General features: G+C 34.5%; 21 protein-coding genes. All 21 read right to left on the bottom strand.

Annotation, left to right across the window (positions count from 1 at the left end; all coding sequences use genetic code 11):
- Positions 1 to 11: 11 nt before the first annotated feature.
- Complete coding sequence (locus AC2H4K_RS14635; protein WP_281139790.1) at positions 12 to 3,179, bottom strand: M1 family aminopeptidase; 3,168 nt, start codon at positions 3,177 to 3,179, stop codon at positions 12 to 14.
- Positions 3,176 to 4,054, bottom strand: a complete 879-nt coding sequence (locus tag AC2H4K_RS14630; RefSeq protein ID WP_281139791.1) for an ABC transporter ATP-binding protein — start codon at positions 4,052 to 4,054, stop codon at positions 3,176 to 3,178. The genes AC2H4K_RS14635 and AC2H4K_RS14630 overlap by 4 nt, the downstream gene beginning before the upstream one ends.
- A gap of 29 nt (positions 4,055 to 4,083) precedes the next feature.
- Positions 4,084 to 4,428 carry a 5-carboxymethyl-2-hydroxymuconate Delta-isomerase gene (locus AC2H4K_RS14625; RefSeq protein ID WP_281139792.1) on the bottom strand — a complete coding sequence of 115 codons (345 nt, stop codon included), beginning with the start codon at positions 4,426 to 4,428 and terminating at the stop codon, positions 4,084 to 4,086.
- Between the two features lie 10 nt (positions 4,429 to 4,438).
- Positions 4,439 to 5,662 (bottom strand): alpha/beta hydrolase-fold protein, encoded by a 1,224-nt coding sequence (locus AC2H4K_RS14620; RefSeq protein WP_281139793.1) that lies wholly within the window; start codon positions 5,660 to 5,662, stop codon positions 4,439 to 4,441.
- On the bottom strand, positions 5,659 to 6,384 hold the full coding sequence (locus AC2H4K_RS14615; RefSeq protein ID WP_281139794.1) for a DUF4386 domain-containing protein: 726 nt from the start codon (positions 6,382 to 6,384) through the stop codon (positions 5,659 to 5,661). Before AC2H4K_RS14615 ends, AC2H4K_RS14620 begins: the two co-directional genes overlap by 4 nt.
- A gap of 88 nt (positions 6,385 to 6,472) precedes the next feature.
- On the bottom strand, positions 6,473 to 7,606 hold the full coding sequence (locus tag AC2H4K_RS14610; protein WP_281139795.1) for a type 1 glutamine amidotransferase domain-containing protein: 1,134 nt from the start codon (positions 7,604 to 7,606) through the stop codon (positions 6,473 to 6,475).
- Between the two features lie 149 nt (positions 7,607 to 7,755).
- The gene (locus tag AC2H4K_RS14605) at positions 7,756 to 8,733 is read right to left on the bottom strand and encodes an AraC family transcriptional regulator (RefSeq protein ID WP_281139796.1); all 978 of its coding nucleotides are present in this window, start codon (positions 8,731 to 8,733) and stop codon (positions 7,756 to 7,758) included.
- A gap of 239 nt (positions 8,734 to 8,972) precedes the next feature.
- Positions 8,973 to 9,614 carry a DUF6266 family protein gene (locus AC2H4K_RS14600; protein ID WP_493742561.1) on the bottom strand — a complete coding sequence of 214 codons (642 nt, stop codon included), beginning with the start codon at positions 9,612 to 9,614 and terminating at the stop codon, positions 8,973 to 8,975.
- A gap of 361 nt (positions 9,615 to 9,975) precedes the next feature.
- Positions 9,976 to 10,710: a hypothetical protein gene (locus AC2H4K_RS14595; RefSeq protein ID WP_493742560.1), complete on the bottom strand. Its 735-nt coding sequence runs from the start codon at positions 10,708 to 10,710 to the stop codon at positions 9,976 to 9,978.
- Between the two features lie 1,505 nt (positions 10,711 to 12,215).
- Entirely contained in the window at positions 12,216 to 14,168 is a 1,953-nt protein-coding gene (locus AC2H4K_RS14590; protein ID WP_493742559.1) for a heavy metal translocating P-type ATPase, read from the bottom strand.
- A 58-nt stretch (positions 14,169 to 14,226) separates the two neighbouring features.
- On the bottom strand, positions 14,227 to 14,640 hold the full coding sequence (locus tag AC2H4K_RS14585) for a Fur family transcriptional regulator (RefSeq protein WP_493742558.1): 414 nt from the start codon (positions 14,638 to 14,640) through the stop codon (positions 14,227 to 14,229).
- A gap of 4 nt (positions 14,641 to 14,644) precedes the next feature.
- Entirely contained in the window at positions 14,645 to 14,983 is a 339-nt protein-coding gene (locus AC2H4K_RS14580) for a P-II family nitrogen regulator (RefSeq protein ID WP_493742557.1), read from the bottom strand.
- 114 nt (positions 14,984 to 15,097) lie between these two features.
- Positions 15,098 to 16,360 (bottom strand): efflux RND transporter periplasmic adaptor subunit, encoded by a 1,263-nt coding sequence (locus AC2H4K_RS14575; protein ID WP_493742556.1) that lies wholly within the window; start codon positions 16,358 to 16,360, stop codon positions 15,098 to 15,100.
- A 16-nt stretch (positions 16,361 to 16,376) separates the two neighbouring features.
- A complete protein-coding gene (locus tag AC2H4K_RS14570; protein WP_493742555.1) occupies positions 16,377 to 20,792 on the bottom strand; it encodes a CusA/CzcA family heavy metal efflux RND transporter in 4,416 nt (1,471 codons plus the stop codon).
- A gap of 110 nt (positions 20,793 to 20,902) precedes the next feature.
- The gene (locus AC2H4K_RS14565; RefSeq protein WP_493742554.1) at positions 20,903 to 21,274 is read right to left on the bottom strand and encodes a hypothetical protein; all 372 of its coding nucleotides are present in this window, start codon (positions 21,272 to 21,274) and stop codon (positions 20,903 to 20,905) included.
- Between the two features lie 87 nt (positions 21,275 to 21,361).
- On the bottom strand, positions 21,362 to 21,736 hold the full coding sequence (locus AC2H4K_RS14560; protein WP_493742553.1) for a hypothetical protein: 375 nt from the start codon (positions 21,734 to 21,736) through the stop codon (positions 21,362 to 21,364).
- Complete coding sequence (locus AC2H4K_RS14555) at positions 21,705 to 23,507, bottom strand: argonaute/piwi family protein (protein ID WP_493742552.1); 1,803 nt, start codon at positions 23,505 to 23,507, stop codon at positions 21,705 to 21,707. The genes AC2H4K_RS14560 and AC2H4K_RS14555 overlap by 32 nt, the downstream gene beginning before the upstream one ends.
- Positions 23,498 to 23,638: a hypothetical protein gene (locus tag AC2H4K_RS14550; RefSeq protein ID WP_493742551.1), complete on the bottom strand. Its 141-nt coding sequence runs from the start codon at positions 23,636 to 23,638 to the stop codon at positions 23,498 to 23,500. Before AC2H4K_RS14550 ends, AC2H4K_RS14555 begins: the two co-directional genes overlap by 10 nt.
- 95 nt (positions 23,639 to 23,733) lie before the next feature.
- Positions 23,734 to 24,417 carry an Abi family protein gene (locus AC2H4K_RS14545; protein WP_493742550.1) on the bottom strand — a complete coding sequence of 228 codons (684 nt, stop codon included), beginning with the start codon at positions 24,415 to 24,417 and terminating at the stop codon, positions 23,734 to 23,736.
- Positions 24,418 to 24,580: 163 nt separating this feature from the next.
- On the bottom strand, positions 24,581 to 25,810 hold the full coding sequence (locus AC2H4K_RS14540) for an ApeA N-terminal domain 1-containing protein (protein ID WP_493742549.1): 1,230 nt from the start codon (positions 25,808 to 25,810) through the stop codon (positions 24,581 to 24,583).
- A gap of 7 nt (positions 25,811 to 25,817) precedes the next feature.
- Positions 25,818 to 26,114: a helix-turn-helix domain-containing protein gene (locus AC2H4K_RS14535; RefSeq protein WP_062618757.1), complete on the bottom strand. Its 297-nt coding sequence runs from the start codon at positions 26,112 to 26,114 to the stop codon at positions 25,818 to 25,820.
- Between the last annotated feature and the right edge of the window lie 20 nt (positions 26,115 to 26,134).

Here is a 26,134-nt window from a genome sequence, read left to right as displayed (position 1 = left end):
TCAAGTTTTTGTCATATTGCCTTAAACAGTTTGACGATTTCAGACTTAGTATCCTCATCTGGTGCGACATTGTAAAATTCTTCAAGTAAGTCTAAAGAGGTTGGTTTTTTTGGGTATTTGTTATTGGTTAAAAAACCTCTTAGTGCTTGATTTACTTTGTCTTCACCTATTAATTCGGATAGTTTTACCATTGCAATAGCTCCTTTTGAGTAAGCTATATGTGTTGCACCATATGGTACTTTATACAACGGTGAATTTCCATAAAGGCCTTTTTCATTATCATAAATCTGCTCGTGTATTTTAACGCGTTCCATCATACGTTCCGTTCCATACATCTTTTTATAAATCATCATTTCGGTATACATGGCCAAAGATTCCGTAAGCATGGACGCACCTTCTCTTTCATCAGGATTAATTAAACTATTTCCCCACCAAATATGAGACAGTTCATGACCTGCCAGTTCATTTATAACATCTTTGCTTGGGTCACTATCTATATTAGTATGGAAGATCATGTTTTCGGTCATAAAAATGGTGGCTGGATACGCTGTAGCCGCAAATCCACTTGTAAAAGCTGAAACTTCAACAAAGCTCATTTTTTCGAATGGGTAAGCACCAAAATTATCGACACAATAATCTAAACTCAACATCACATTGTTTAATAATCGATCTACATTCTCTGGATGCTTTTCATCATATAAAACTTCAATATTGATGCCTCTATGAGTTATAGATTTCTTTTGATATTTTGAAGATGCTACAGCAAACCGGAATGGAAGGGTATTAGTTTTATAATGACTGTATGCCCTATCGTTTTCTGTCCAAGACTTTTTTAGATTTCCTATACCAATTGGCATTTGTCCAACTTCCGTAGACACAACCAAGTTTAGATTAATAAAGTCATGTTTAAATACTTCTGGCATCTCTAATGGTTTTAATGCTGTTGGATCTCCTAAACCATATTCCTTGCGTTTTTGTGCGTCTTCTAACTCTTTATCAGACTGATAACCTAGAGTTGGATAGTAATTGCTAATCCTCATAAATGAACCATTATCAACGATGGCATTAAAAGATTCATGTCCATTAACAGCATACCATTTATACGATAAGTTAAACTCTAGAGTCGCTGTTTCACCTGGCATTAAAGGCTTATTCAGCTTAATCTCTGACACTAACTGATCAATTGAAATTTTTTCACCGCGAACACTTAATGTCGCTTCATCTATCCTTAAATCTGAATGAAAGTTGAGCAATATTTTCTCTATGGGTTCATCAGCTAAATTTTCCAGAATATAGGTTCCTTCAATTTGATAGGCGTTTTCATAGGGATACAAATCTATTTTAGTGTCAACATCAGTAATGGTTGGCTGCTCTATATTCTGATAATGGCGATAGTTTTTTTCATAACTAGCAGCTTCCGTAGTTATGGTTTCTTCATCGTTGGGAATATATCCTTTCATAAATTTAGAACCACTAAAAATTCCCAATCCAATAAAGACAATCACAAGACCCAATTTTAATTTTGTCCATGTTCTTGTTTTAAAATAGAAATGCAACATCCACAAAAGACCCAATAAACCTATTCCAAAAAATAAACGGTAGGTAAACGCTGAAAGGTAAACTCCATAACCATTTAAATCACTATAAACTCCCTTAAATCCAGAAAAGATATGCAGTAAAGGATAAGGTAACACCATTTTTATTAATGGTGTAGTAAGAACGATTACAGCCAAAATAGAGATTCCAAGCGCAGCATATTTATGTTTTAGAAGGCTGTTGATGATTATTAAAAAAGCAGTCAATAACATAAGAGGAATCGCGTTGAAAACAACAACACCTAAATAAGCCAACCAATCTATATGAAAATAGCCGTAACTTACTTGAAATATCAAAGCCAATAATACGAGTAATACTGTAAGGAATAGGATTAATACACTTACCGAAATCAGGTGTCCTTTTAATTTTACCTTTGAAAAAAATGTGCTCTGTTCGATTAAGTAAAAATTAGCAGCATAGCTTCTCCAGTACAAATCATTAACAAAATAGACTAGTATTAAAGCTCCCAACAAATGAAAACTTTGAGAAATGGACGTGGCTAAACGTCCTGAACTTGCATAGTATTCAGGCAAACGAATGCCTTTGTCAATTTCTGCATACATTTCCATTCCTACAAAAAACACCAGCAAAATTGAGACTGCTACAATCGTTACACTTTTAAAGAGGTATATTAAATCTACTTTTGCAAAGGAAAGAATGGCTTTGACTTCTGATGCATTATTAAAATTGAATGGTGTTTTAACGTTCTGTAGTATGTTAGTTTTATCAGGTGTTTTTATTTTTTTCCGCTTAAATTCCTTTTTGCCTATTGTTTTTGTAAACGCATAATAACGATAAGAAATCCACAAAAAGACTAGTGATAACAACACATAAACTGCTCTATTTAAAGCTAAAAATCCTAATAATGGCGTAACGAACTGATTCTTATCTGATACACTAAAATGTCTGGCTTCAAAAAAGTAAGCAGATACACCAAAAGGGTCTATAATTGATGATAATTGTTGCACCCCAATAGATTGTGGCATGCTACCAGCCATGAATGGGGAATTAGAAAACACTAAAAGCACCATATATAGTACGTAAAGCAATAACCCACCGATAACGACCAATAATTTTTTTCGCGTAGTATAGGCAACCATAAACAGGAAGCTACATACAAAAAAACAATTCAATGCCCCAAAAATCAAGAAAGGATACGCATAGGACCACAGGTTGAAACCTGGTTGTATTTCACTGCCTGTACGTAAATTTTGACCAATTACAAAACCAACCATCAATAGGAAAAAGCACAATAGTGTTTTAGTAGCAAAAAATGAAAACTTTCCTATTAAATACGTCTTGAGGGAAATTGGGTAAGAGAACAATATGATATCAAATTTTGCATCCCATTCCTTGTACAGAATTTCTAGTGCGAATAATGTCGCTAAAAATATGACTGAAAGGCTCAGTAACGCAACCATAAAGCCTATGGTATAAGGTGAATTAAGATAAATTCCTTCGCCAGCAGTTAAGTTGAATTTGTATCCTGAAAACCATCCTATGAACAAAAGTATTAGACCTGTGAATCCTAAAACCCAACGGTTACTACCATGTTTTAGTTGAAACTGAAATACGGCGTTCATAATGAGCTGTTTTGAGAAAGCACGTTAAAGTAAACATGCTCCAGTATTGGATTAACTTTTGAAAACCCTTCAGGCTGAGTACCTGCAAAAACTGTAATTTGAAGTTGACGCTCTATAAGTTGTTGACTAATAACCTTCAGGTTTGCTTGGTAACATTCTAATTCATCATTTTCAATAAATTTTGACCAAACTTTACCTTCTAATTCTTTGATTAATTCTTTAGGTTTTCCTGTTTTAAGAATTCGACCTCTATTCATTATAGTCATTTCAGAACACAAGTTTTTCACATCTTCAACCAAATGAGTAGATAAAATCACAACAACTTCTTTACTGATATCGCTTAGCAGTGTGTTGAAACGGTTACGCTCTTCAGGGTCTAATCCAGCCGTTGGTTCGTCTACGATGATAATTTTAGGATTACCTAATAGAGCTTGTGCCACACCAAAACGCTGTTTCATTCCACCCGAAAACGTGTGCACCTCTTTATCTTTAAAATGCCATAGATTCACCTTTTCCAATAAGTATTGAATCTGGTTTTGACGTTCTGTTTTATTGTTAATACCTTTTAAAATGGCGATATGATTTAATAAATCATAAGCATTTACTTTTGGATACACTCCAAAATCTTGTGGCAAAAACCCTAGATTCTTTTTAATATAATCCGTTTGCGCAACGATATCTATATCATTAAATTCTATAGTTCCAGAAGATGGCTTTTGTAACCCTACAATGGTTTTCATTAATGATGATTTCCCAGCACCATTTGGTCCTAATAAACCAAACATCCCATTTTTAATGTTTAATGAAATACCATTAATAGCGTTGTAACCATTCTTGTATGTAAGGTTAAGGTTTGTAATTTTTAAATGATTCATAACGTTCGTTTTTGATTGATGACAGTTAATTATACCATAGCTTTATTGCAGTATGTAGCCTTCTCAAAATCCCTTATGTTCATAGAAATTACAAGAACATCTGGAAAAATTGTTTTTAGTTCTTTTATAATTTGTCTTGATAAATTCGCTTTTTGATTGGTATTTCTTCCTTCCATGATATTGGCAAAAATGTGGATAAAATCTTCATCCTTATTACCTGTATTGTAATGCTGAAAAGGGTTGATTCGCACCTTAATTTCTTCAGGCGCAAAAAGCTTAGTTAATTTTGCTGTATCGTACACTACTTGCATAATATATTCTGGCGACTTTTGTTTTAAGATTCCCTCAGAACAGTCAATTATAAAATGTGGCATTACTTAATATTTAGTTATTTGTTTTTCTTAAATTGTCTACTGCTTTGAGTAAATCATCTTCTTGTCCAAGCTTATATTGTTTTGAAACTTCAACTCCAAGTAGATAGGTATCAATTGCTTTATCCTTTTGATCTGTCTTTTCATATAACTTTGCCAAATAGGTTAATAACCCAATGTACATAGGATATGCTTCTGAAGCACTTTTGAGTACCGAAATGGCACCTAATTCGTTGCCTTTTTCAACCAAGATTGAAACAAGATTGAAATACTCTTCAGCTGGTCGTCGTGCCAATTCTCCATATTTGTTTTTTAACCGTTGCTCTGATTCTAAAAATGATGAGATACTAAAATCATTAGTCAAGTCTTCATTTATTTTTATGTCTGAGAATAAAAACCTTAAACCATTGTAGTTCAATAACAGTCGAGATGCCATGTGACCTTCATCTCCAACCTCTTCATGTAGACATTTAAATTGTTTTGGATTGTGTTGCTTTACAACATCAACATACCGCTTTAGCTCCTGTCGCATTCCCCAACCATCTCCTCCACCAATTCCAAAGTAGACTGTTTTATTTAGGGTATCATGAGATTTAAAAAAGGTTTTTGCTTTTTCCGTCATTTCTTCCTTATTCCACCAAAGTGCTGGTGCTTCAACTATAAACGCATCAAAAAGATCTTTGCTTTCCATAAGTGCATAAACACCAAATAGACCTCCTAGTGAATGTCCTTCCAATATTCGATAAGGATGTGTTCTATAATTGGTCTCAACAAAAGGAATCAGCTCATTTCTAAGAAAATCAAGAAATTTTGATGCTCCTCCACTTTGTGGTATTCCAGAATTGCCTGTACCACCATGAACATTCTGTCCAGCATTAGATGGTGTTAAATCCCTTGTTCTATCTAAACTTTCGATACCTACTACAATTAAAGGTGGAATTAGTCCTGATTCCGTTAAAAGTTCTACAGTTCCAACCGTATGTTTTATATTCTGTAGTCCATCTAATACATAAAGCACAGGGTAATTAGCTTTAGAATTGTTATACCCAATTGGTAATGAAACAATAATTGGTCGTTCTTCTTCTAAAATGATTGATTTGAGAATATGCTGAGTGCCCAAACCCAAAAGTTGACCATCTTCAGTTAAATCAATCTTATTGGCTACCTGTCCATATAACCTACCTTGCAAGAATCCTAAAACCAAAAAGATCGCTACTGTTAAAATAAGTTTCTTCATCGCGTTAACTCTTTTAAACGTTTATAAGAACTAGTTGCGCCTTTTGTTAGCATATAAATTGTAATTCCAATTTCGCCAATGGCTGCGGCTATACCAACAATTAGAGCTGTTTGGTTTTCGTATCCGGGAAAATTAAAGTTTCCGAATGTTTCTATAAGATATCCTGCACCTGAACCTAACAATAGACCTCCAAACAATTTTGGAAAAACGTTAGATTTATAAATAAGCACACCAAATAATATACAGTGGACACCAAAAAAACCTCCTGCTATGAGGTATCCATAATGATGAGCTTCCATTAACAGACTACTCATTTCCTGAACCTGCTCGATACTAAAAGAACCTGCAAAGGCATTAGTATCTAATACCTTCATTGCCATATAGTGATTTAGCAGATTGATGCTTGCTATTGCTGGATGAGCTATCAGTCTAAAACCAGCACTAAGTAATGCCAGACCTTTATGAAAAGGTTTAAAAATTTTATATAATAATATAGAGATAACTAAATCAAAAAGAAATGCAATAAGATCTGTAGTTAAGCCAAGTTGAAATAGAGCTTTGTTTTGCAAAATATTATCTGCAGTTGCAACGGCGTCTCCCGGCACAACTAAAGTGCCCCTAACATAACCTTGACTAAAGCCTGCACATATAATTACAAACAAGTAAAACAAACCAATAATACGTATTAACTTTAAACTGGCAAACGAACGATTGCTTTCCATAACTTTTGGTTTTTTAATAAGACAAATTTCTATAACAGGGAGTACTAATTGTTGACTGTAAATCCCAAACAATTGACAATTGAGGACATTAATCTTCTATACCAGAATTCAATTCTTTCAGTAGAGCTTCAGATTGTTCTACAAGCAATTTTTTTGATATTAAATCCTTTGCAATACCTCTTGCCTTTCCTTTTTCATCTAAAGAGAGGTAAGTCTTCGCCAGTAAAAGTTGAAGGTTTTCATTAAAAAAGTAAGGTGAAGTTAACTCAATAAGTTTTGTACCTTTTATCAAACTATCCATATTATCCTTAGACGCTAAAATTTTATAGTATCCGTATACTGCCATTAGCGGCATGTCGTAAATACTTGTATCCTTAGCCAATAAGTCTTCGGCTTTTTGAATAGTGATAGTTTCATCTAGAATTTCCTGTATTAGAAGAACACTGTTTTCATCGGTATACAATTCTCTCTCTACAGGTTTTAAGCCCAAAGATTGTACTACTGCTTCTGCAGATTTTGCGGTTGAAAAAGGATTTTGTCCGGTAACAAAATTTTTAGAAACAACCACTTTAGATAGCATAAAGTCTGTCTGAAGAAATTGAGCACCTCTAGATTTTAATTTAGTCTCTAAACTAAATGGAAACTCTTTAACCCACTTTTTACCAAAAAGTTCTTCTTCTACATTACTAAAACCTGTTAACTCTATACCGTTAATAATGTACTCATCATTATTTTTAACATTAGCAAATACAGCTGGTCCATGACAAACTGAAGCTATTACTGTGTTTTCTCTTTTATAGAGATTTAATATAATATCTTGAAGTGATGGGTCAAAAGGTAAATCAAACATGGCACCTTTTCCTCCTACAATGTAAATAGCATCGTATTCATTTGCATTAATACTAGCCGTAGGTCTTGTGTTATCCAATAGGTCTAATGCTTCTTGATTTTCTAAAAGATTTTGGTTGTAAAGTTTTTCTTTATTGTATTGATCAGGCTCAACTTTTCCGCCTTTAGGACTAGCCACATCTACTAATAAATTATTGTTTTTAAATACTAAATAGGCTTGTGAAAATTCGTCAAATTCATAGCCTGGTCTTTCAGCTCCCTTATCTTTTCCGTAGCTACTAACTACCATCAAGACTTTTTTCTGTTGACTGCTTGTTTGTGCAAATATTAAAACTGGGAATAATAGTGAAATTAATAATACTGTGTTTTTCATGATTGATGTTTTATGTTTAGATAAAAAACACGAATCAAACAGCTTATTGTTACAGTGAGTGTTTTTAATCTATGGCAAATATCAGAAGTAATATTCTTGATATTTTGACCTATTGCGCCATAGATTTGACATATAAGGACAGTAGATTACTACAAGGATTTTCTGTAGTCATTGGGAGTTTGACCAGTCCATTTTTTAAACGCTCTATTGAAAGCACTTTGTTCAGAAAAACCAGTTAAAAACGCTATTTCCCCAATGGACTGTGAGGAATTAGACAACAGACTTATTGCTGTTTCCTTTCGATTCTTTTGAACTAAATCTCTAAAAGTTAAATCCCGATCAGAAAGCCTTCTTCTTAGTGTTCGACCACTAATTCCTAAGTAATCGCCTATTTGAGTTAAACTTGGAATACCACTAGCCATAGATTCCTTAAGAATTTTATTAATCTCTTCTGTAAGTTCATCTTCTTTTTGAGACAACTCTTTCTTTTCTTCATCCATTCGCTGAGTTAAGAAATCATGGATAAATCGGTCTGCTTTAAGTGTTGTCATTTTAAGTGTTTCTGCATCAAACGTTATGGAATTTTCTTCAGCATTTGAATATACAGGACATCTAAAATAGTCTGTAAAATCTTCTAAGACAGAAATGCTATGTTTAAAACAAACCTTAATAGGTTTTACTTGTCTTCCTGTTACTTCCTTAATAACTTCAAGAAGCATTACAAAAGGAGCTTCAATAGTTGTTTTAATGCCTTTTCTATAAATATCACGGTCTAAAGTTAGTGTTATTGTTGATGCATTCTCATGTATATCAATAGTTCCATCATTAGTTACTAAAACCATATAACGTTTAACATTTCGTAATACATCTGAAGCTTCTAAGCAGGTTTTCCAAGACAAACCCAATGTACCATAATCATTAGAGTTTAGTTGTTTTCCTTGTCGTAACCCAAAATTTGGTGATAAGTGTTCTTCAGCAATTTCATATACTTCTAAAAGCGAAGCCATTGGCACATATGTATTACCTTTATTTAAAGGATAATGACGTCCAAGTAATTTTGACGGCAATCCTTCCTTTAATGCTAATTCAATTGCTTTTATATAAATTGATGAAGAAACAAATGGCATAACTCTTTTATTAATTTTTTAAAATTAAAAACTAATACAGTCATATCCTAAAATCTATTTTCCGATACAATATTTAACTACTCCCATATTTAGTGGTGTTATAATGTTCGGGCAACAAATAGGATACAAAAAACACATAAAAAGAGTAACTAAAGAGTAATCATTAATAAATTCGTTTACGAATATAGCATAAAAAAACCGCTCGAATTGAGCGGTTTTCAAATAAAAGCACCAAGCTATTAATTGGCTGTCCCAGAGCCTAAATAAGTACTGTTTGATACTTGGCTACCATCAGCAGTAATAAATGCCATAAATAGCTCTACAGTATCTCCTGCATAGGTTGTTGGTATAGCAACAATTTGAGTTCCTACTGTTCTGTCTGCTCCATCAGTTAAAGCAATAGATTCTTTCTTTGATGGATTATAAACCAATAACATTGCTTTATCGGTAGCATTGGCGTTACCTTCAGCAGAGTTATCATCCCAGTTAAAAGTTACTTCTCCAGCTGTTGCAAGATCTGTAGAAGGGTTCAGAGCAGCTGATAAACCACCTCTACTTACTAATGCATTTGCATAATCCACATTAAAGTTAGGTTCTACACCTGTAATGGCATTATTTAACACATAAGACATCGCAGCATTAAACGCTGTTTTCTTCACTGCTAAAAACTTATACCCTTTTTGGATAAACGGTTTAACAGCTTGAATAAATTCTAAAGTCACTGTAAACTTATTTCTTTGGTTTACCTGACCTACAGTTCTTGGATTGGCTACACTTGAAGGTTTAATTCTGATGTAGTCAATACCTTTCCAGCTTCCACCGATAACGTTTCCAACCTTACCAGAAAGCCCTCCTAAAATTCCTTGAGCAATTTTACCCATAACATAAATAATTTAAATGAAACTTACTTTTCTTCGGACTTGGTACGGACTTGACACGAAGTTGTACCTTCCGTTGAAATATATGGCAACTTTTATGCTATTCGTTAGATATGGATTTTGTTGCTTTAGATTGCTTCCTTTTGCATCAGAAATAAAAAAATGAATATTTTTTTTACAAAGAAAAAGAGAAAAAAGAATGCCGTTTCTTTGATGGCGTTGACATACTGTCAAGTTTTTTGGAAAAAATATTGCTGATGGAAAGGGTTTTGAAATTTGTGCCTGACCACAGGTGCAATATTTTTTTCAAAACCCGTAGGGCTTGAACTTTATAGTATGATGAGCGTGGGATGAAGGAAGCCAGCTAACTTTGCAAACTTTTTTCTTCTTGTTTGTTCATATAAGGATGTTTAAGGCGCTCAAACATTAGTTGTCTAAAAGGTAAGGTTTCTTCAGTTGGATATGCATTAAGGTAATTATACATTGCAATAGCCATATTCTTTGCAAAACGATTGAATTTTCTAATCGGAATAAAATAAACACCTTTTAGATGCTCAAACTTATATATGAAGCCTTGAAGTGATAAATGACCTTTATTATACTTATATGCTATTAAAACTTTATCTGAATTTAAATCTGATTTTTCAAGGTATTTGAAATTATCTGCTAGTAAATTCCAATCGAAATTTTCTCTAAATCTCCACTGTCTGCCTTTTCCTTTACGTTTTTGATAAATAATTTTTTCTTCAATATCAACCGAATCAGTAAAAATATTAATGATTAGTTTATGCTTTTTGAGCTTTCCAAGATTAGTTTTGGATGATAAGATAAGGTTGACAATGCTTTGATTGTAGAATACTTCAAAACATTTTAAAAATAAGAAAAAACGAAAAGCAGACATTGCAAATATAAATTCCCGACGTTTTGCACCTGGTTCATTTATGTTTTCATTGGTAAAATGAATATTGAACTCTTTTCTTTTATTATCAAAACCCAATGTTAAGTGTTCTCCATTATTTAAAGATGGAACATTAAGGATGAATCCTTTTTCATCGGTATAATTAAAACGCAGAAATAATTTTTTTAAATCATCAATCATATTTCAAAGTTACTCATTTTAGGCAGGTAATCGCGTAGCGTATGGCGATAGCCATAATAGCGAGCCGCCAGCGAGTTGAGCAAGGGTGGTGTGGGAAAATAGCCCGATAGGGCTACCACGCCTACGTTGAAAACGCAAGGGTGGCGCAAGTTTTTGATGCCGTTGGATACAGCTTGGGTGTAGCGTTGGGAAGCAAGTGTAACAATTGAATGAAGCTATGGAAGGATGGCTACCGTTTTTAAATTTTAGCAATTGTGAGTACTTAACGTGATATAATTTATAAGTATTTAAGTGGATTAAGGAAATTGAGGATTTTGTTTTTACCTAATGAGCAATTGCCAATTTAAAAATGGGTTGTGTGGTGGCTGAAATAGCTGATTGAAAGCGTTACTCTTGCTGTGCGTTTGCAATATAGAATAATCCGCTTTTGGATTTAAAAGACTATTTAATCAGTTATTAAAGCGGTTTTAAAAGTATTCGGATACTTCAAATTTCTTGAAGCGGTTATTGTATATGCAAAATGGCTGCCATCAAAAACTGTGACACCCGTGAACCCACAGGTGGCATAAGCCCATCTATTCCGAAATGAAACCACTTCAAAATAAAACACTACGCTTCATTTTGAAGTCATCACATACTGTCTTGTTATGCTCAAACTTCAATATGATTTATTTTTTTGTGTTTTACATTTCTCATTACGACGCTCTCATACCACCTGTGGGTTTTGCCCGCAGCGAGCAGCAGGCGAGCCAAAATATGAAGCAGCGGTTGTACCCCAATTTATATGTTGTGTGCCACAAGCACACACCTTATTGGGGCTTGGGGTGCAAGAGTAGCTGCGGGTGAGGAAGATGTGAAGTGTGTGAAGTAAAGCAAATACATAGTGCTAACGAGGATGTGCCACCGCAGTAGTACTATGTATGGTAAGCACCAATGCAACGCATTTGTGATTATGCTTTATGGAACAAAATGGAACAACTGACGAACACCTTATTACCTGCCCACATACTCTAACAACTTTTATATTTTGTACAAGACAAAAAATAGTTAAAAATGTTTACCCATCTTCAATTGATATGAAGTACTTGATGAATTGTAGGAACAATAGAAAACAAAATAATAGTATTACAACACCAACGATACCGAACCAAATTATTTTGTCTTTATTGCTAACATTATTTTTTAGAGGTTGTTTTTTTTTGCCTTTGCGCCTGTTTCTCCTTTTTTGTGACATTTAATTTCAATATTTACATATTAATGCTAGCTGATCATTTCTAAACGCAAATAAGCTATTGAATAAATGGTCGCATTGAAAATTAGATAACAGCATTGTATTAGTGCTTATGAATATTACCTTTTAACACAAAAAAGTATAGTAAGAATGCACAAATAATTAAAAAAAATAATGAAATAATACCAACTACTTTATCTTTTTGAGTAATAGTATTTCTTGTTTTGTTTTTATGCTTTTTTCCTTTTCTATATCCTCTTTTCTTATACATAAATTATTCCCATTTTATTTTCTGTAACCTTACTGCATTTAATATTGCCAACAATGCCACTCCTACGTCTGCAAATACTGCTTCCCACATTGTTGCTAAACCACCTGCTCCCAAAATCAGTACAATTACTTTAACACCAAAAGCCAAAATGATATTCTGCCATACGATTTTTCGTGTGGAACTGCCTATTTTAATGGCTCTCACTACTTTTGAAGGTTGATCGGTTTGAATGATAACATCGGCTGTTTCTATGGCTACATCGCTACCTAATCCGCCCATTGCTATACCTACATCACTTGCTGCCAACACGGGTGCATCATTAATTCCATCACCAATGAAGGCTACTTTATTTTCTGAATTTTTCTTTAATGCTTCAACTTCATTTAATTTATCCTCTGGCAATAAACCTCCCTTGGCATTTTCTATATTTAAATCCTTTGCCACTTGTTGAGTTATGGAATCTTTATCTCCTGAAAGCATCATTATTTTTTTAATCCCTACCCTATGTAAACTTGATATGGTTTCTTTAGCATCCTCCTTTAATTCGTCCGCAATTACCACATAACCTGCAAAAACATTATCAATAGCTACCAAGACAATAGATTCCACGATAGATTCGGTTTCATTAGGCACTTCTATATTATTGGATACCATTAAAGCCTTATTTCCAACCAAAACTTCTTTACCTTTTACCATACCTTTTAACCCTTTTCCTGCAACTTCAGAAACCTTATTTGCTTCAAAATTGTTGGTTCCTTTCTGGTATTCCATAATAGCTTTAGCAATAGGATGTGTAGATTGCTCTTCCATTGCCATTAGATAGTTCATAAATTCTTTTTCATCCCAATCAAAGGTCTTGATGTTTTTGATTTTGAAAACTCCTTTGGTTACCGTTCCTGTTTTATCCATTACTAATGTATTTATCGTGGTCATAGCATCCAAAAAGGAAGCTCCTTTGAAAAGAATGCCATTTTTTGAAGCTGCACCCAATCCACCAAAGTAACCTAACGGAATAGAAATTACCAACGCACAAGGACAGGATATTACCAAGAAAATCAATGCTCTGTACAGCCAATCCCTAAACACATAATCATCTACAAAAAAATACGGTAGAAAAGTTAAACCAATAGCAAGAAAAACTACAATTGGTGTGTATATCCTGGCAAATTTCCTAATAAACAGTTCGGTTTTGGACTTTCTTGCTGTGGCATTTTGTACCAAATCCAATATTCTTGCAATGGAACTGTCTTCAAACTTGCTGGTAACTTCAACTTCAATCACACTTTCCAAATTGATGCTTCCTGCATATACTTTTGACTTTTTATTTATTGTGTCGGGTTTACTTTCGCCTGTTAAAGCTGCGGTATTTAAAGACGCTTTTTCAGATAGTAGAATGCCATCCAATGGGATTTTTTCACCCACACGTATTTGGATTTTTTCGCCTATTTCGACACTTTCAGGTGACACACTTTTATAATCACCATCTCGAAAAACATTGGCTTCCTTTGGTCTTACATCCAATAAGGCTTTAATATTTCCTTTAGCTCTATTAACTGCTGCATTTTGAAAGAGTTCGCCTACTGCATAAAATAACATAACCGCAACGCCTTCGGGATATTCACCAATTATAAATGCCCCAATAGTTGCTATAGACATTAAAAAGAACTCTGTAAAAACATCTCCCTTCTTTATGCTTTCCCAACCCTCTTTGATAACTGGTAAACCAACAGGTGCATAAGTCGCCACATACCAAATAACTCGTATCCAACTTTTAAAAAAAGTAATGTCAAAATAATCTAATATAATTCCCAAAATAAGCATTGTAAAACTTATAATGGCAGGTATATATACTTTAAAATTATTGGGTTGGTCTCCGTGGTTGTGCCCATCATCGTGATTATGCCCTTTATCAGAATCAGGCTTTAAATCTCTTAAATTAATTTTCTTTTTTTTCATTTTTAATTTGTCTTAAATTCAAAGTTTCGTAAAAATGGGATGCAATTGAAGTGCATTATTAACCGCTACATTTATCGCAAACACCTTTTACTACCAAGTTTACATTTTCTGCTACAAAACCTTCAGGAACTTTGATTTGTGGTATTTTATGGTCTGTAAGACAAGTTGTTTCATTACAATTTGTGCAATGGAAGTGTAGATGTAAATCATTATTAATATCACAATCACAGTTTTCTTCACACAGGGCATATTTTGTTATTCCCGTCCCATCATCAATTTGATGCGCAATACCATTTTCGACAAAGGTTTTTAGTGTTCGGTACAAAGTGGTTCTCTCCGAATTATCAAAATATTCTTCAATATTGGTTAAGCTTACCGCTATTTCTTTACTGGAAAGAAACTGTAATACTAACAAGCGCATTGCCGTGGGTTTTACATTATTTTTAATTAATATTTTTTCTAAACTTGACATAGTATTATTGATTTTGTCTATTCAAGGATTTGCCTGACTTAATTTGAAATGCATCATTTACATTTGCTATGTATATAATGCCGTCTCCAGGTTCCTCTGTCTTGGCATTGTTTAAAATTATTTCAATGGCATCTTTGGCTTCCTTATTTTGGCAGACTAATTCTAACTTAACCACTGGACTATCTGTAACATGGAAATCTAGCGATGGTCTTGCCCCTTTTGCCTTAAACGCCCCTGTACCCTCCGCTTGAGAAAGGGTCATACTTTTAAATCCATTTGAAGATAGTGCTTCAATGACTTTTTGGATTCTGTTAGGTTTTATAAATGCTTTAATTTCTTTCATTTTTTAAATTTTAATTATGCTTGTTGTAATTATATTTTGAACCAAGTTTGGTTTTTGAATTTTAACTAAAATTAAAAGCTTTGCCAAACTTGGTTTCAAAACTGCTATTAATAATTAATGTCCATGTTCCAGTTCTCCTTTTACCATTTCTGAAGATAGATTATAAGCTCCTTTGATGACCACTTTAGCATCCGTTGAAACTTCGGCCGGTAGATTAACTTCCACAAAGCCCAAATCGGTAATACCAACCGTTACGGGTATCATTTTAAATTTTATTTTGTTAGCTTCCATTTCTTCATCTTCATCCAAAATAAAAATAAAGGATTGTTCGCCTTGTTTTATAATGGCAGCTTCTGGTACGGCAAAACCCTTTTTCTCTCCTTGTATTATGCGTCCTTCTACATACATACCTGGCAACAGGTTTTTATCCTTGTTCTCAATGTCAGCAAGAACTTCCAATGCCTTTGGGTCGGTATTGAAGGTTTTGCCCACAGACCGAACGGTTGCTTTAAGCAGTTCGTCCGGACGGGAAGCTGTTGAAAAATATATCTGTTGCCCTTTCTTGATTTGCTTTATGTCCTTCTCATATACTTTAAAGTTTACATAAATCTTCGAGTTATCGCTAATTGAGAACATCTTGGATTGCTGCGCCACGTAATCCCCAAGGCTAATCATTACTTCATCCACATAGCCACTTATGGGCGTAGTAATGGGAACTGCGGAATATATTTGGCCTTCAGCCACCTTGTCCGGGTTTATGCTCAACAATCTCAATTGGGAACGCAGACCATTGACGCTGGATGTTGTAGAACGAAATTTTGACTGCGCCATCTGAAATTCCTTGCCTGAAGAAACACCTTTGTCATAAAGGGTCTGCTTGCGCTCAAAATCCTGTTTCAAAAAGACCAGTTCATCATTTTTTTCCTGATAATCCTGTTGCATTGCAATGATATCTGGATGCTCAATATACGCAAGTACCTGTCCTTTGATTACGTTATCTCCAGGTACAACTTTTATGGAACTCACATTTCCACCAACAAACGGACTGATGTTCGCCTTGTCCTGTGGGTAAAGTTCCAGCGTTCCTGTTACCTTAATGTTGTTCCCTAAATTTCGTTCCTCAAGAGGTTTCATTTCCAAATCAATGGTTTCGGCTTGTTGCTTTGTAAGTTCTACAACTCCTTCTTCCTCGCTGTGACCACCTTCTTCTCCTTCTTCCTCGCTGTGACCACCTTCGTCGTGTGCATCTTCGCCACGAGCTTCAGTTTTTGATACGCCTTCAGTTTCGTTATGCCCAAGTTCAGATTTTTGACTATCGTTACAACTCATAAACATAAGTGTAAATAATATGGTACTTACTAATAGTATATTTTTCATTTTTCTTCTTTTTATATTATAGATTACCCAACTGATATTGTACCTCAATAGACTGTTGGTTATATTGGTTAATGTATTGCAAATGGTTTTGTTTAATGCGGATGGCACTATTTAGAATGATAATATAGTTGACATAATCTATTTCACCCTCTTTAGATGCCAGTTCTGCGGTTGTTATTTGTTCTTCCGCCAAAAGCAATGCACCTTCTTGATAATACTGCAATATTTTTCTTGTTTTCTCAAGGGATTTGAACAATTGCGACACCTTGCTTTCAGTGGTTGCCTTTTGCTCTAAATATTGATTCTCTGCGATCATTGCATCTGCCTTGGCGGCCTTTACCCTTGATTTTTGCGGAAAGAACCACAATGGAATACTAATACCTGCCTGATAAGTGTTGAATCCTGAAACATCATCCACAACTTGCCTGCCAAACGATAAATTAAATTTCGGTAGGAATTGGGATTTCTCAACACCCACATTTGCCTTACTTACTTCGGCATTTTGCAACGCATATTGTAACATTGGGTTATTGGCAATGGAAGTTGAATCCAATGTTGCCATAAAATCCAATGATTCGTAAACACCGTCTACCGTTTCGATGCTTTCTTCCGTTCCCAAATATTGTTTTAGTGCACGTTTGGCTATTTCAATATCATCATAGGCTTGTTGTCTTAATACTTGAATCTGTTGAAACTCGGAAGAGGCGGAAATAAATTCCAACTTACCAGTTTCCCCCGTATCATAACGAAGTTGGGCAGCGGTCTTGAAATTGGCATAAATACTATCCAATTGGTCTGCAAAACGCAATTGTGCCTTATAATAATTAATTTGGTCATAAGCTTGCATCACATTACGCACCAACTGTTGTTCACTGGCCACATAAAATTTTTCTCCCAATTCAATGCGCTTTTTATAAAACTTGGATTTTGAAAATCCGGACAGTAAATCTATGTTGCCCTGTTGCACGCCTATGGTAGTTTGTACTCCGGGAAGATTATTACCATATTCTTCCTTACCTGTAAATACTTGAGTACTACCGAGGTCAAAACTTGTGCCTTTCATAGCCTTTTCCCGTTCAATAAATGCTTCACTTTCCTTAAGTGATGGATAATTCTTTTTTGCCATTGCAATGGCTTCATCAACCGTCAATGTTTTTGGAATAGTAACTCCTTTATTAATATCTTGAGCCACCACAGTTCCAGAAGTCATCAAACTACCAACTATTAACAATACGGTTGCTATGTTCGTGGATTTGTTGATATAGCTTACGTCGCCATCAGTATTGTTTCGTTCCTTTCTTGATTCCAACCAATAATACAATACAGGAAGGACTACAAGTGTTAAAAATGTGGCCGTGAGCAATCCTCCAATTACTACTGTTGCCAATGGTCGCTGCACTTCTGCACCACCAGAGGTGGAAATTGCCATTGGGATAAAGCCCATAATAGCCGCCGTTGCAGTTAGCAAAATTGGTCGTAACCGTTCGTGTGTTGCCTCGTATATTCGTTTTTTTAAGTCTGTCATTCCACTTTCTTTTAATTCATTGAATTTGTTAATCAGTACCAACCCGTTCAAAACCGCTACTCCAAAGAGCACGATAAATCCGACTCCTGCGGAAATACTGAAAGGCATTCCCCTTAACCAAAGAGCAAATACTCCACCAATAGCCGCCAGAGGCACTGCCATATAAATCATTACTGACTGCGAGAACGAGCTTAAGGCAAAATAAAGCAGTATGAATATTAGAAAAAGAGCAATAGGCACAACAATCATCAAGCGGTCTGATGCACGTTGCAAGTTTTCAAATGAACCACCATAGGTTACAAAATAACCCGGTGGCAGTTTTACTTCCGTTTCCAATTTTTGTTGAATTTCCTCGACCATGGATTTCACATCACGGCCACGAACATTGACACCTACAGAAATACGACGCGAAGTATTATCTCTTGAAATTTGCATTGGACCAGGTTTGTAACTTATGTTAGCTACTTCCTTTAGTGGCACTTGTGCACCACTTGGTAAATCGATATACAAATTCTTAAGACTATTGATATCTTGCCTGAAGTCCTTTGCCAACCGAATAACAACATCAAAGCGTTTTTCTCCCTCAAAAATCACACCTGCTGTTTCTCCTGCAAAGGCAGCACTTACATAATCATTGAGTTTATCAACGGTTACACCATATTGTGCCATTTTTGCACGATTGTATTCAACGGTCATTTGTGGCAAACCGCTTGTAGCTTCCACATTGAGGTCAGCCGCTCCGGGAACAGTTCTAATAACTGCTGCGATTTCCTGCACTTTATCCGCCAAAACGCTCAAATCTTCTCCATATAATTTAATGGCTACGTCCTCTCGAACACCTGTAAGCAATTCATTAAAACGAAGTTCAACGGGTTGTGTAAACACGAAATTTACGCCTGGAACTACTGAAATTTTCTCCTGTATTTTTTCTATGAGTTCTTCTTTACTATCTGCCGAAGTCCATTTGCTTTTATCCTTTTCAAGAATAATATAGCTATCGGCAATGTCCATTGGCATTGGGTCTGTTGGTATTTCAGCCACACCAATCCTTGAAACCACTGTTTTTACTTCGGGAAATTCATTAATTAAATTTTGAAGTTTTTTTGAAGCTTCAATAGATTCTGTAAGACTGCTCCCTGGTTTTATCAACGCTTGAAAAGCAATGTCGCCCTCATCAAATTTAGGTATGAATTCGCCACCCATATTACTAAAAATAAATCCTGCAATCAATAACAACCCAACTGCTCCAATAATGACACCAGCTCTAAAACGAAGTGCAAAATTGAGTATAGGTACATACGCCTTATTTAACCCTGACATTATCTTATCACTGAACTTATCAATCCTGTTTTCAAATTTGGCAAACCAACCATTCTGATTTTTAGCAGGTTTTAGGAACATTGAAGAAACCATTGGCACATAAGTAAGACAAAGGATAATAGCTCCTAAAACTGCAAATCCGAAAGTAAATGCCATTGGACGGAACATTTTTCCTTCCACACCAGTCAAAAAGAGAATCGGTGTAAATACGATAAGGATAATAAGCTGACCGAAAAATGCGGAATTCATCATGGTGCTTGCCGATTCATAGGCAATTTCATCCATTTCTGATTGACCAATGGTGGTTTTAGTTTTCTTCATTCGTTGATGGATGTGAAATACCATACCTTCAACTATAATTACCGCGCCATCCACGATGATACCAAAATCTATTGCTCCCAAAGACATTAAATTTGCCCACACCCCAAATTGTTTCATCAAGATGAATGCAAATAATAATGATAATGGAATAACCGAAGCTGTTATTAATCCGCCACGGAAACTTCCCAAAAGCAGAACAAGCACAAAAATCACAATCAATGAACCCTCAATAAGGTTTTTTTCAACAGTGCTCGTGGTTCTTCCAATAAGTTCACTTCTACTTAAAAATGTATCTATGTAAACGCCTTCTGGTAGGGACTTCTGTATTTCGGCAATGCGTTTCTCTACATTTTCAACTACATTGCCTGGGCTTTCACCTTTTAGCATCAGTATTTGCCCACCTACTGTTTCGTGTCCATCTTGGGTAAATCCACCATAACGCACCTGATTCCCAAATCCCACTTTTTCTGCGACATCTCTAACTAAAACAGGACTTCCGTTTTGTGTGGTTACAACGGTACTTTCTAAATCTTCAAGACTACGGGCCAAACCTTCTCCACGAATGAAATTTGCTTGGTGGTTTTTTTCGATATAAGCACCCCCTGTATTAGCGTTGTTCACTTTTAGGGCTTCAAAAACCTGATTCATAGTAATCCCAAAGCTTTTTAATTTATCAGGATTTATTGCTACTTCATACTGTTTGACATAGCCACCAAAAGCGTTGACCTCGACCACTCCTGGTACTAATGCCATTTGACGTTTTACAATCCAATCTTGTATGGTACGAAGTGCCATTGCATCGTATTTATCTTCATAGCCCTCTTTTAGTTTTAAAGTGTATTGATAGATTTCACCCAAACCTGTAGTAATTGGTGCCATAAATGGCGTACCGAAGCCTTCAGGAATTTCTTCAGCAACTTCGGTTAATTTTTCTTGTACTAACTGCCGTGGAAGATAAGTGCCTGCCTCGTCCTTAAAGACAATGGTAACAACTGATAAACCAAAACGAGATACCGAACGTAATTCAACTACATCTGGAAGATTTGCCATTGCTAATTCTACTGGATAGGTAACAAATTGCTCAATATCTTCAGTGCCTAAATTTGGGGCAACGGTAATAACTTGTACTTGGTTGTTGGTAATATCGGGTACGGAACCCAGATTTATAGTAGCCATAGACCAAATGCCTGTACCTATAAGTGCCACTATAAAGAGTCCAATAATAAACTTGTTATTAATGGAAAATGAAATGATTTTGTTAATCATGGAAAAAATGTTAATTCAGTTTAAACTTCGCAATGTCATTAGATACAATGCGCTTATGTTGTGAAGCTAAAAGCATCACGTTAGGATATAGTTATCCTTAAAAAACTGAACTAAACTTGTGGGGGTTGGAAAGGGGATTCCAAGTATCTGGAACTAATGGTTTCTTTATGAGAATTAATTTGCTTTCTCTCCTCGAAATTTAATTGATTGATTGAGAAAATTTTGCCATTAGCAATATATAACAGTACAGATTGGCAACACTGATGATGAGAATGCGCTGGTATGCCCTGTTCATCAGAATCATTATGATGTTCTTCACTTTTGGTGTCATTATCGATGTAATCTTCAAATACATATTCAATAAAAGAATCTCCATAAGCTTTATGATCTTGAAAATGGCTAATAACTTTTGACATTTCTCTAATTGAACCACAAAAGTCCAAATCAAGGCTCATTCCTTGAAAAAGGAACACTATAGACATTGATATGGAAACGAATATTTTCATAAATATGTACAAATATACAAATAATTGGATGCAATGGCTGTGCAAAGAAAAGAGTGATTTCTATTATAAGAACCACAAGGTATCTTTTGCATCCTCTGGAACACCGTTTTCAAAACGTGGTGCAATTTGGGCTACCATTTCAGGGTATTTTATGGTAATTGGTACATTTTGTTGACGTAAGGATTTCCAGTATAATCTGCTAAATTGATACACTTGGGTTAACAATTCTTCAATCACCTCAACATCTTCAAAAGCATCATCATCCGGACTGCTTATTTTTATCTTTATAGGAAATGGGTAACCATCTGTATCTGCATAATAAATATCATTTGGGTAACGTGCATTATTAAATAGTAAAAATTTATTTACACCTATGCGAATGTATGTACCACTTACAGGCATTAATTTATCTCCCCAATTTACATCGAAAGCAATCATATCTTCTGCTTCGGTTTTGTTTATATTCAAAAATATAAAAAGGCACTCCTAATTTTAGTTTGTTCATCCCATCTACAATAGGCTGAAGTTCTTCGTAACTCATTTCTTTATAAAAATGAATCACTACTTTGTCTGCTTGAGCTACTGATGTAAAATCTCTAATTGCCTTTAATATGCTACCTGCTAATAGTTTTGTTTCATTTTGGTTGAAGTATTCAAAATTTCTAAACAATCCATTATTTTGAAAACTAAATGCACTTGCTATATACCTTCTGTTTTCCCCTTGATTGGTAAATGCTCCTACTCCAATTACCAATTCTTTTTTATCAGTTACTGCCAGCTTCCAAGGTGCACCACCTAATTTAGCGTGAATAGCTAATGCCATATTTTGTAATGAAAACTGAAAATTGTATTGGTCTTGGATGTTTACAATCATTTTTTCATAATCGACCACTTGGGTTACAATGCCTTCATTTAAAAACAGTTCTTTAATTCGGATGTATATTTCCCTATCGTCAGGATCTGGTGTAAACTTATCAAAGGGACTGATGATGTAAAATGCTGCATACTTTATATTGTCGTGGTCAAAAGTTAAACTTTCAAGCTGTTCAACTATTTCAGGTATTGGGTCGTTTTCGTTAGTAAACTCAATAAAATGTTCTCTTGATGCTGTAGCCTTTATATTTACATAGGCTTCTAATCCTTTATAATAGTTCTTTTCAGTATTTACACCTTCTTTTAAATTTTGATAGAAAGACAATACCGAATCCTTATGAGAGGTATGGCAAATGAAAAATATCTTGATATTTTGATTGCTTGGGCGTCTGTAAGGGTTTAGAATGTTCATTGCCTTTTTAGGCACTAAATGGGTTCTTTTATTACCATATTGGTCTTTTCCAAACTCTAATAAGCCCAGGTTAGGGTTAATGTGATTAATGCGATTACCAGGAACATCTATAAATGCATCTTGCTTAAATGGAAACAAGGTTTTAAATTCTTCTGTAAACAAGTAGTTTTTAGCAAATGTAGTGATGAGTGCTACATACTTTTGGTATCTGTTCTTTGGTCTGTCTGGTTCTTCAATAGGGATGTTTAAGGCTCTTGCCAATTGTAAATTGAATATTGGAAATGCTTTATCAAATTCTATGCTGTTGTAAAACTCTTCTTTGTCCTCCGTATCGAGATTCATTTGGTAATTGAAGGTTTTTTGACCATATACACAACGCTTTATAAACTCTGTTTCCTCAATATCCTTAACTGATTTTGTAAGGACTTTTGATGTGCCATCATACGATACTACAAGTTCTGGTAAGTCTGTGAGTGTAGCAAATAGAATTTTAAATGAGAATTTATAGTATAAATTATAGTCTGCTGTATTCCCTTTTTTTGAAGGCATCCATACCTGTACATCGCGTACAAAGTTTTTGACTACGATATAGCCCTTTTCTAAAAAGTAGGTTTTTAATTGGTGTTTAAGGAATTGCTTGTATATGCGTAGTTCTTTATCCTTTACCAAGTTTATTTTGATACTTGGGGCATTGGGTATTTCTTGAGTAAATGTGGTGAAAATATGCTCTAAACCTGATATATCTGTATCTGGAAACGCCTCTTTTATCTGCTTTGAAAACTTTGATTTATGGATGGGATGGCTACCCTCAATATCTTCTAACGATAGATATATGACAGGTGTACTACTTGGCCATTTAAAATTGAGTATGTTGGTTTTTAAGTGTTCTTGCATAAATAAAGAGGTGTTTTTAGCTATTGCCATAATGGTTCTTTATCCCAATCAGGCTTCATACCTAATGCATTAGGGTCTACGTTAGGGTACTTTATAAATAAATCATTTAAACGTGTTGTAAATTGGTTGTTAGGCTGAATGGTATTTAATAAATATTTCATTAAACACATATGTACATAGAGTTTACTGAACTCGTTCTGTTTTGGGACATTGTCGCTATCTATAATCCAAGGATTTGGTGGTTTAGGTAGTAACTTTACCGTTCCGGGTAGGTTTCTATTCCATAATCTTGAATGATGTGTGCACAAAAGTTGCGAATTTGAGCAATAGATTGCAACCAACTTGGTAAATAGGTATGGTTTACTGCTCCAAATTCTTGTGCTATACCATCTTTTGCTTTAACTGTATGTATGAGATTACCATAGAGCTTTGATAAGTTACCAAAACTTACTTGTTCTAAACTTTTCCAAGAGGGTGGAAACCTTAAATCATCCTTGTGCTTGTTATAATGGCTTTTAATAGTTACATCCTTACTTCTTGCTCTCGTAATTTCTTCTTCAATTTTTGAGAGGGTTCTGGTGAATTGTAGGGTATCAATAAAAATACTTGAGTTAGAGAACCACCAAGGGTCTATTTCGTGAGATAAGTTATATATCAGTTTGGTGCGTAAACTGATTTCAATTTTTTCAATTACATCAAACAACAATAATCGTAATTCTGCATCAAAATTGTATAAGGCAATTACATCTGAAAATCTACTGTTTGGCTTAAAGGTATGTTTCTCTTTATCTTCCTGCATCACATACCAATATTCACCGAGACGGTAGTAACTTATATTAGCCAAGTACTTTTCTGCTAATGGAACATTGGGAATTTGCAAGCCCCTCTTTTGTAATTGGGCAATCTGCTCTTGTATGGTAGTGGGCTTTTTGCTAAACATATAAAAACGTCTTATTGTTTAACAAAAGGAAGGTATATAAAGCAAAAGACACACCCTGGGACGCTGTTCTAATGGGTAGCGTGGTGTGTACTGTTACTGCAAAAGTACAAACTTTATACCATATTTTACTACTTTTTACCATATTTTTTGTTTTTATACTCATTTATGAGTTCTCTAAAATATCTTTATTCAACAATTTATTAACCGACTGCATATCTTGATAAGTAGATTTTGCCCTTAACATTATCTTCTCAATTACTTCTTCTGAAGCTTCCATCTTTTTCATTAAACCTATACCGACTATATAATCCAATAAAAAGGAAATGTATAGCAACTCAAATTGAGAAAAAATGTTATTCTTTGTCTTATTTCGATGAGTTAGATAATCCCTATGTCTTACTATTTTAGAAACATAACCTTTGATTTCGCTTTCTGGAATTGAAGTAATTCTATGAATTAACTCTTTATGTTCTAATAAATATTTTTCTACAGTTGGGTTTTTATGAGTTTTACCAAATTTAAAACTGTAAGCTTCAAAGGCTGAATATGAATTAGTGAACCTTCTACTATGACTTGTCTTTACAGATAGCAAATTTTCAATTATTATATCGGCACAATAAGTAATGTCTGGATTCGTAAACCAATGTTTGATTAATTTTGATAAGTCTTCATTAATTGTATCATAATCAAGTGTAATAAAACCAGAAATGTTCTCCTTATTAAAATCATCCTTATAATATAATGAAGCCCACTCACCACAACTTAAACACTTAAAATTAAAGGACTTAAACTGAACAGATTTACCGTAAATGAAATGAAATATTTTTTGAAATGAATTGTAAAGTTCAATGCTTTCCAGAATACTCAAATTCTTTGTAGACTTAAAGTCTACATAGCCTATGTTATCCATTCTTAAAAAGTCGTGATTGGAAGTGTATGAAGTAGATTTTGTTATTGTTAAAATTAAGTCTTGTGAAATAACTGTTTGGTGTTTTATGTCTTCTTGTTTTTCAACCTTATCTTCGATTGAATTATACCAGTTCATTTTTCTAACCCACTTTACAATTGCTGCATTGTCAATTTGAAATTCACTCACTTTTAAATTCACTGGCTCTATTAAGTGATGAGCACACACAAATGTATATTTAGGGTGATATACTTTAGTTTCAATTATACCTGTACTACTATTTTGTATATTACAATTAACAAAGGTTACATAACCTAAACCTGTGAACATTCCATAAATCACTTCAATTTGGTATGCTGCATATTTCTTATTCAAATTTGTGGTTATAAATATCTTGTTATCTTTTAGCTCAAGTACGCAGAAGCACTTCACATCTTGTGATTCCTCAAACCAAACCTCACCGAAATATTTATTCTCTTTAAACATTTAATTTTTACTGCTTTTTAACAATCTTACTAATTTTTTCTTCAGCTATTTTGAGGATTTCCGTACTGTCCTTTTCGTTTTTTATCATTTGTACAATCTGTTCGGACATCCAAAGCTTAATTAATTTGTTTTCATCTTCTTTTAATTCTTTTGCAAATGCTATTACCTGCTCTCGTCTTGCCATACGGTTTCCTCGTTCAATCTTGCTTAAATAAGCGACATCCATATTGATATTTGCAGCCATTTCCCTTAATAACAAATTGCGCTTTTCGCGCAATGAGCGTATGTATTCACCAAACTCCATAATAGCATTTATTAGACTTG

It is taken from the genome of Winogradskyella sp. 266wxhm (genome assembly GCF_058964685.1).
The sequence above is the reverse complement of the archived record's forward strand: the minus strand, read 5'-3'. Positions and strand labels throughout refer to the sequence as shown.

What these genes read in the sequence shown, in the direction of transcription:
- AC2H4K_RS14635 (WP_281139790.1), bottom strand. Translation starts at nt 3,179, where the DNA reads ATGAACGCCGTATTTCAGTTTCAACTAAAACATGGTAGTAACCGTTGG.
- AC2H4K_RS14630 (WP_281139791.1), bottom strand. Translation starts at nt 4,054, where the DNA reads ATGAATCATTTAAAAATTACAAACCTTAACCTTACATACAAGAATGGT.
- AC2H4K_RS14625 (WP_281139792.1), bottom strand. Translation starts at nt 4,428, where the DNA reads ATGCCACATTTTATAATTGACTGTTCTGAGGGAATCTTAAAACAAAAG.
- AC2H4K_RS14620 (WP_281139793.1), bottom strand. Translation starts at nt 5,662, where the DNA reads ATGAAGAAACTTATTTTAACAGTAGCGATCTTTTTGGTTTTAGGATTC.
- AC2H4K_RS14615 (WP_281139794.1), bottom strand. Translation starts at nt 6,384, where the DNA reads ATGGAAAGCAATCGTTCGTTTGCCAGTTTAAAGTTAATACGTATTATT.
- AC2H4K_RS14610 (WP_281139795.1), bottom strand. Translation starts at nt 7,606, where the DNA reads ATGAAAAACACAGTATTATTAATTTCACTATTATTCCCAGTTTTAATA.
- AC2H4K_RS14605 (WP_281139796.1), bottom strand. Translation starts at nt 8,733, where the DNA reads ATGCCATTTGTTTCTTCATCAATTTATATAAAAGCAATTGAATTAGCA.
- AC2H4K_RS14600 (WP_493742561.1), bottom strand. Translation starts at nt 9,614, where the DNA reads ATGGGTAAAATTGCTCAAGGAATTTTAGGAGGGCTTTCTGGTAAGGTT.
- AC2H4K_RS14595 (WP_493742560.1), bottom strand. Translation starts at nt 10,710, where the DNA reads ATGATTGATGATTTAAAAAAATTATTTCTGCGTTTTAATTATACCGAT.
- AC2H4K_RS14590 (WP_493742559.1), bottom strand. Translation starts at nt 14,168, where the DNA reads ATGAAAAAAAAGAAAATTAATTTAAGAGATTTAAAGCCTGATTCTGAT.
- AC2H4K_RS14585 (WP_493742558.1), bottom strand. Translation starts at nt 14,640, where the DNA reads ATGTCAAGTTTAGAAAAAATATTAATTAAAAATAATGTAAAACCCACG.
- AC2H4K_RS14580 (WP_493742557.1), bottom strand. Translation starts at nt 14,983, where the DNA reads ATGAAAGAAATTAAAGCATTTATAAAACCTAACAGAATCCAAAAAGTC.
- AC2H4K_RS14575 (WP_493742556.1), bottom strand. Translation starts at nt 16,360, where the DNA reads ATGAAAAATATACTATTAGTAAGTACCATATTATTTACACTTATGTTT.
- AC2H4K_RS14570 (WP_493742555.1), bottom strand. Translation starts at nt 20,792, where the DNA reads ATGATTAACAAAATCATTTCATTTTCCATTAATAACAAGTTTATTATT.
- AC2H4K_RS14565 (WP_493742554.1), bottom strand. Translation starts at nt 21,274, where the DNA reads ATGTCTATAGTGTTCCTTTTTCAAGGAATGAGCCTTGATTTGGACTTT.
- AC2H4K_RS14560 (WP_493742553.1), bottom strand. Translation starts at nt 21,736, where the DNA reads ATGATTGCTTTCGATGTAAATTGGGGAGATAAATTAATGCCTGTAAGT.
- AC2H4K_RS14555 (WP_493742552.1), bottom strand. Translation starts at nt 23,507, where the DNA reads ATGGCAATAGCTAAAAACACCTCTTTATTTATGCAAGAACACTTAAAA.
- AC2H4K_RS14550 (WP_493742551.1), bottom strand. Translation starts at nt 23,638, where the DNA reads ATGAAATATTTATTAAATACCATTCAGCCTAACAACCAATTTACAACA.
- AC2H4K_RS14545 (WP_493742550.1), bottom strand. Translation starts at nt 24,417, where the DNA reads ATGTTTAGCAAAAAGCCCACTACCATACAAGAGCAGATTGCCCAATTA.
- AC2H4K_RS14540 (WP_493742549.1), bottom strand. Translation starts at nt 25,810, where the DNA reads ATGTTTAAAGAGAATAAATATTTCGGTGAGGTTTGGTTTGAGGAATCA.
- AC2H4K_RS14535 (WP_062618757.1), bottom strand. Translation starts at nt 26,114, where the DNA reads ATGGAGTTTGGTGAATACATACGCTCATTGCGCGAAAAGCGCAATTTG.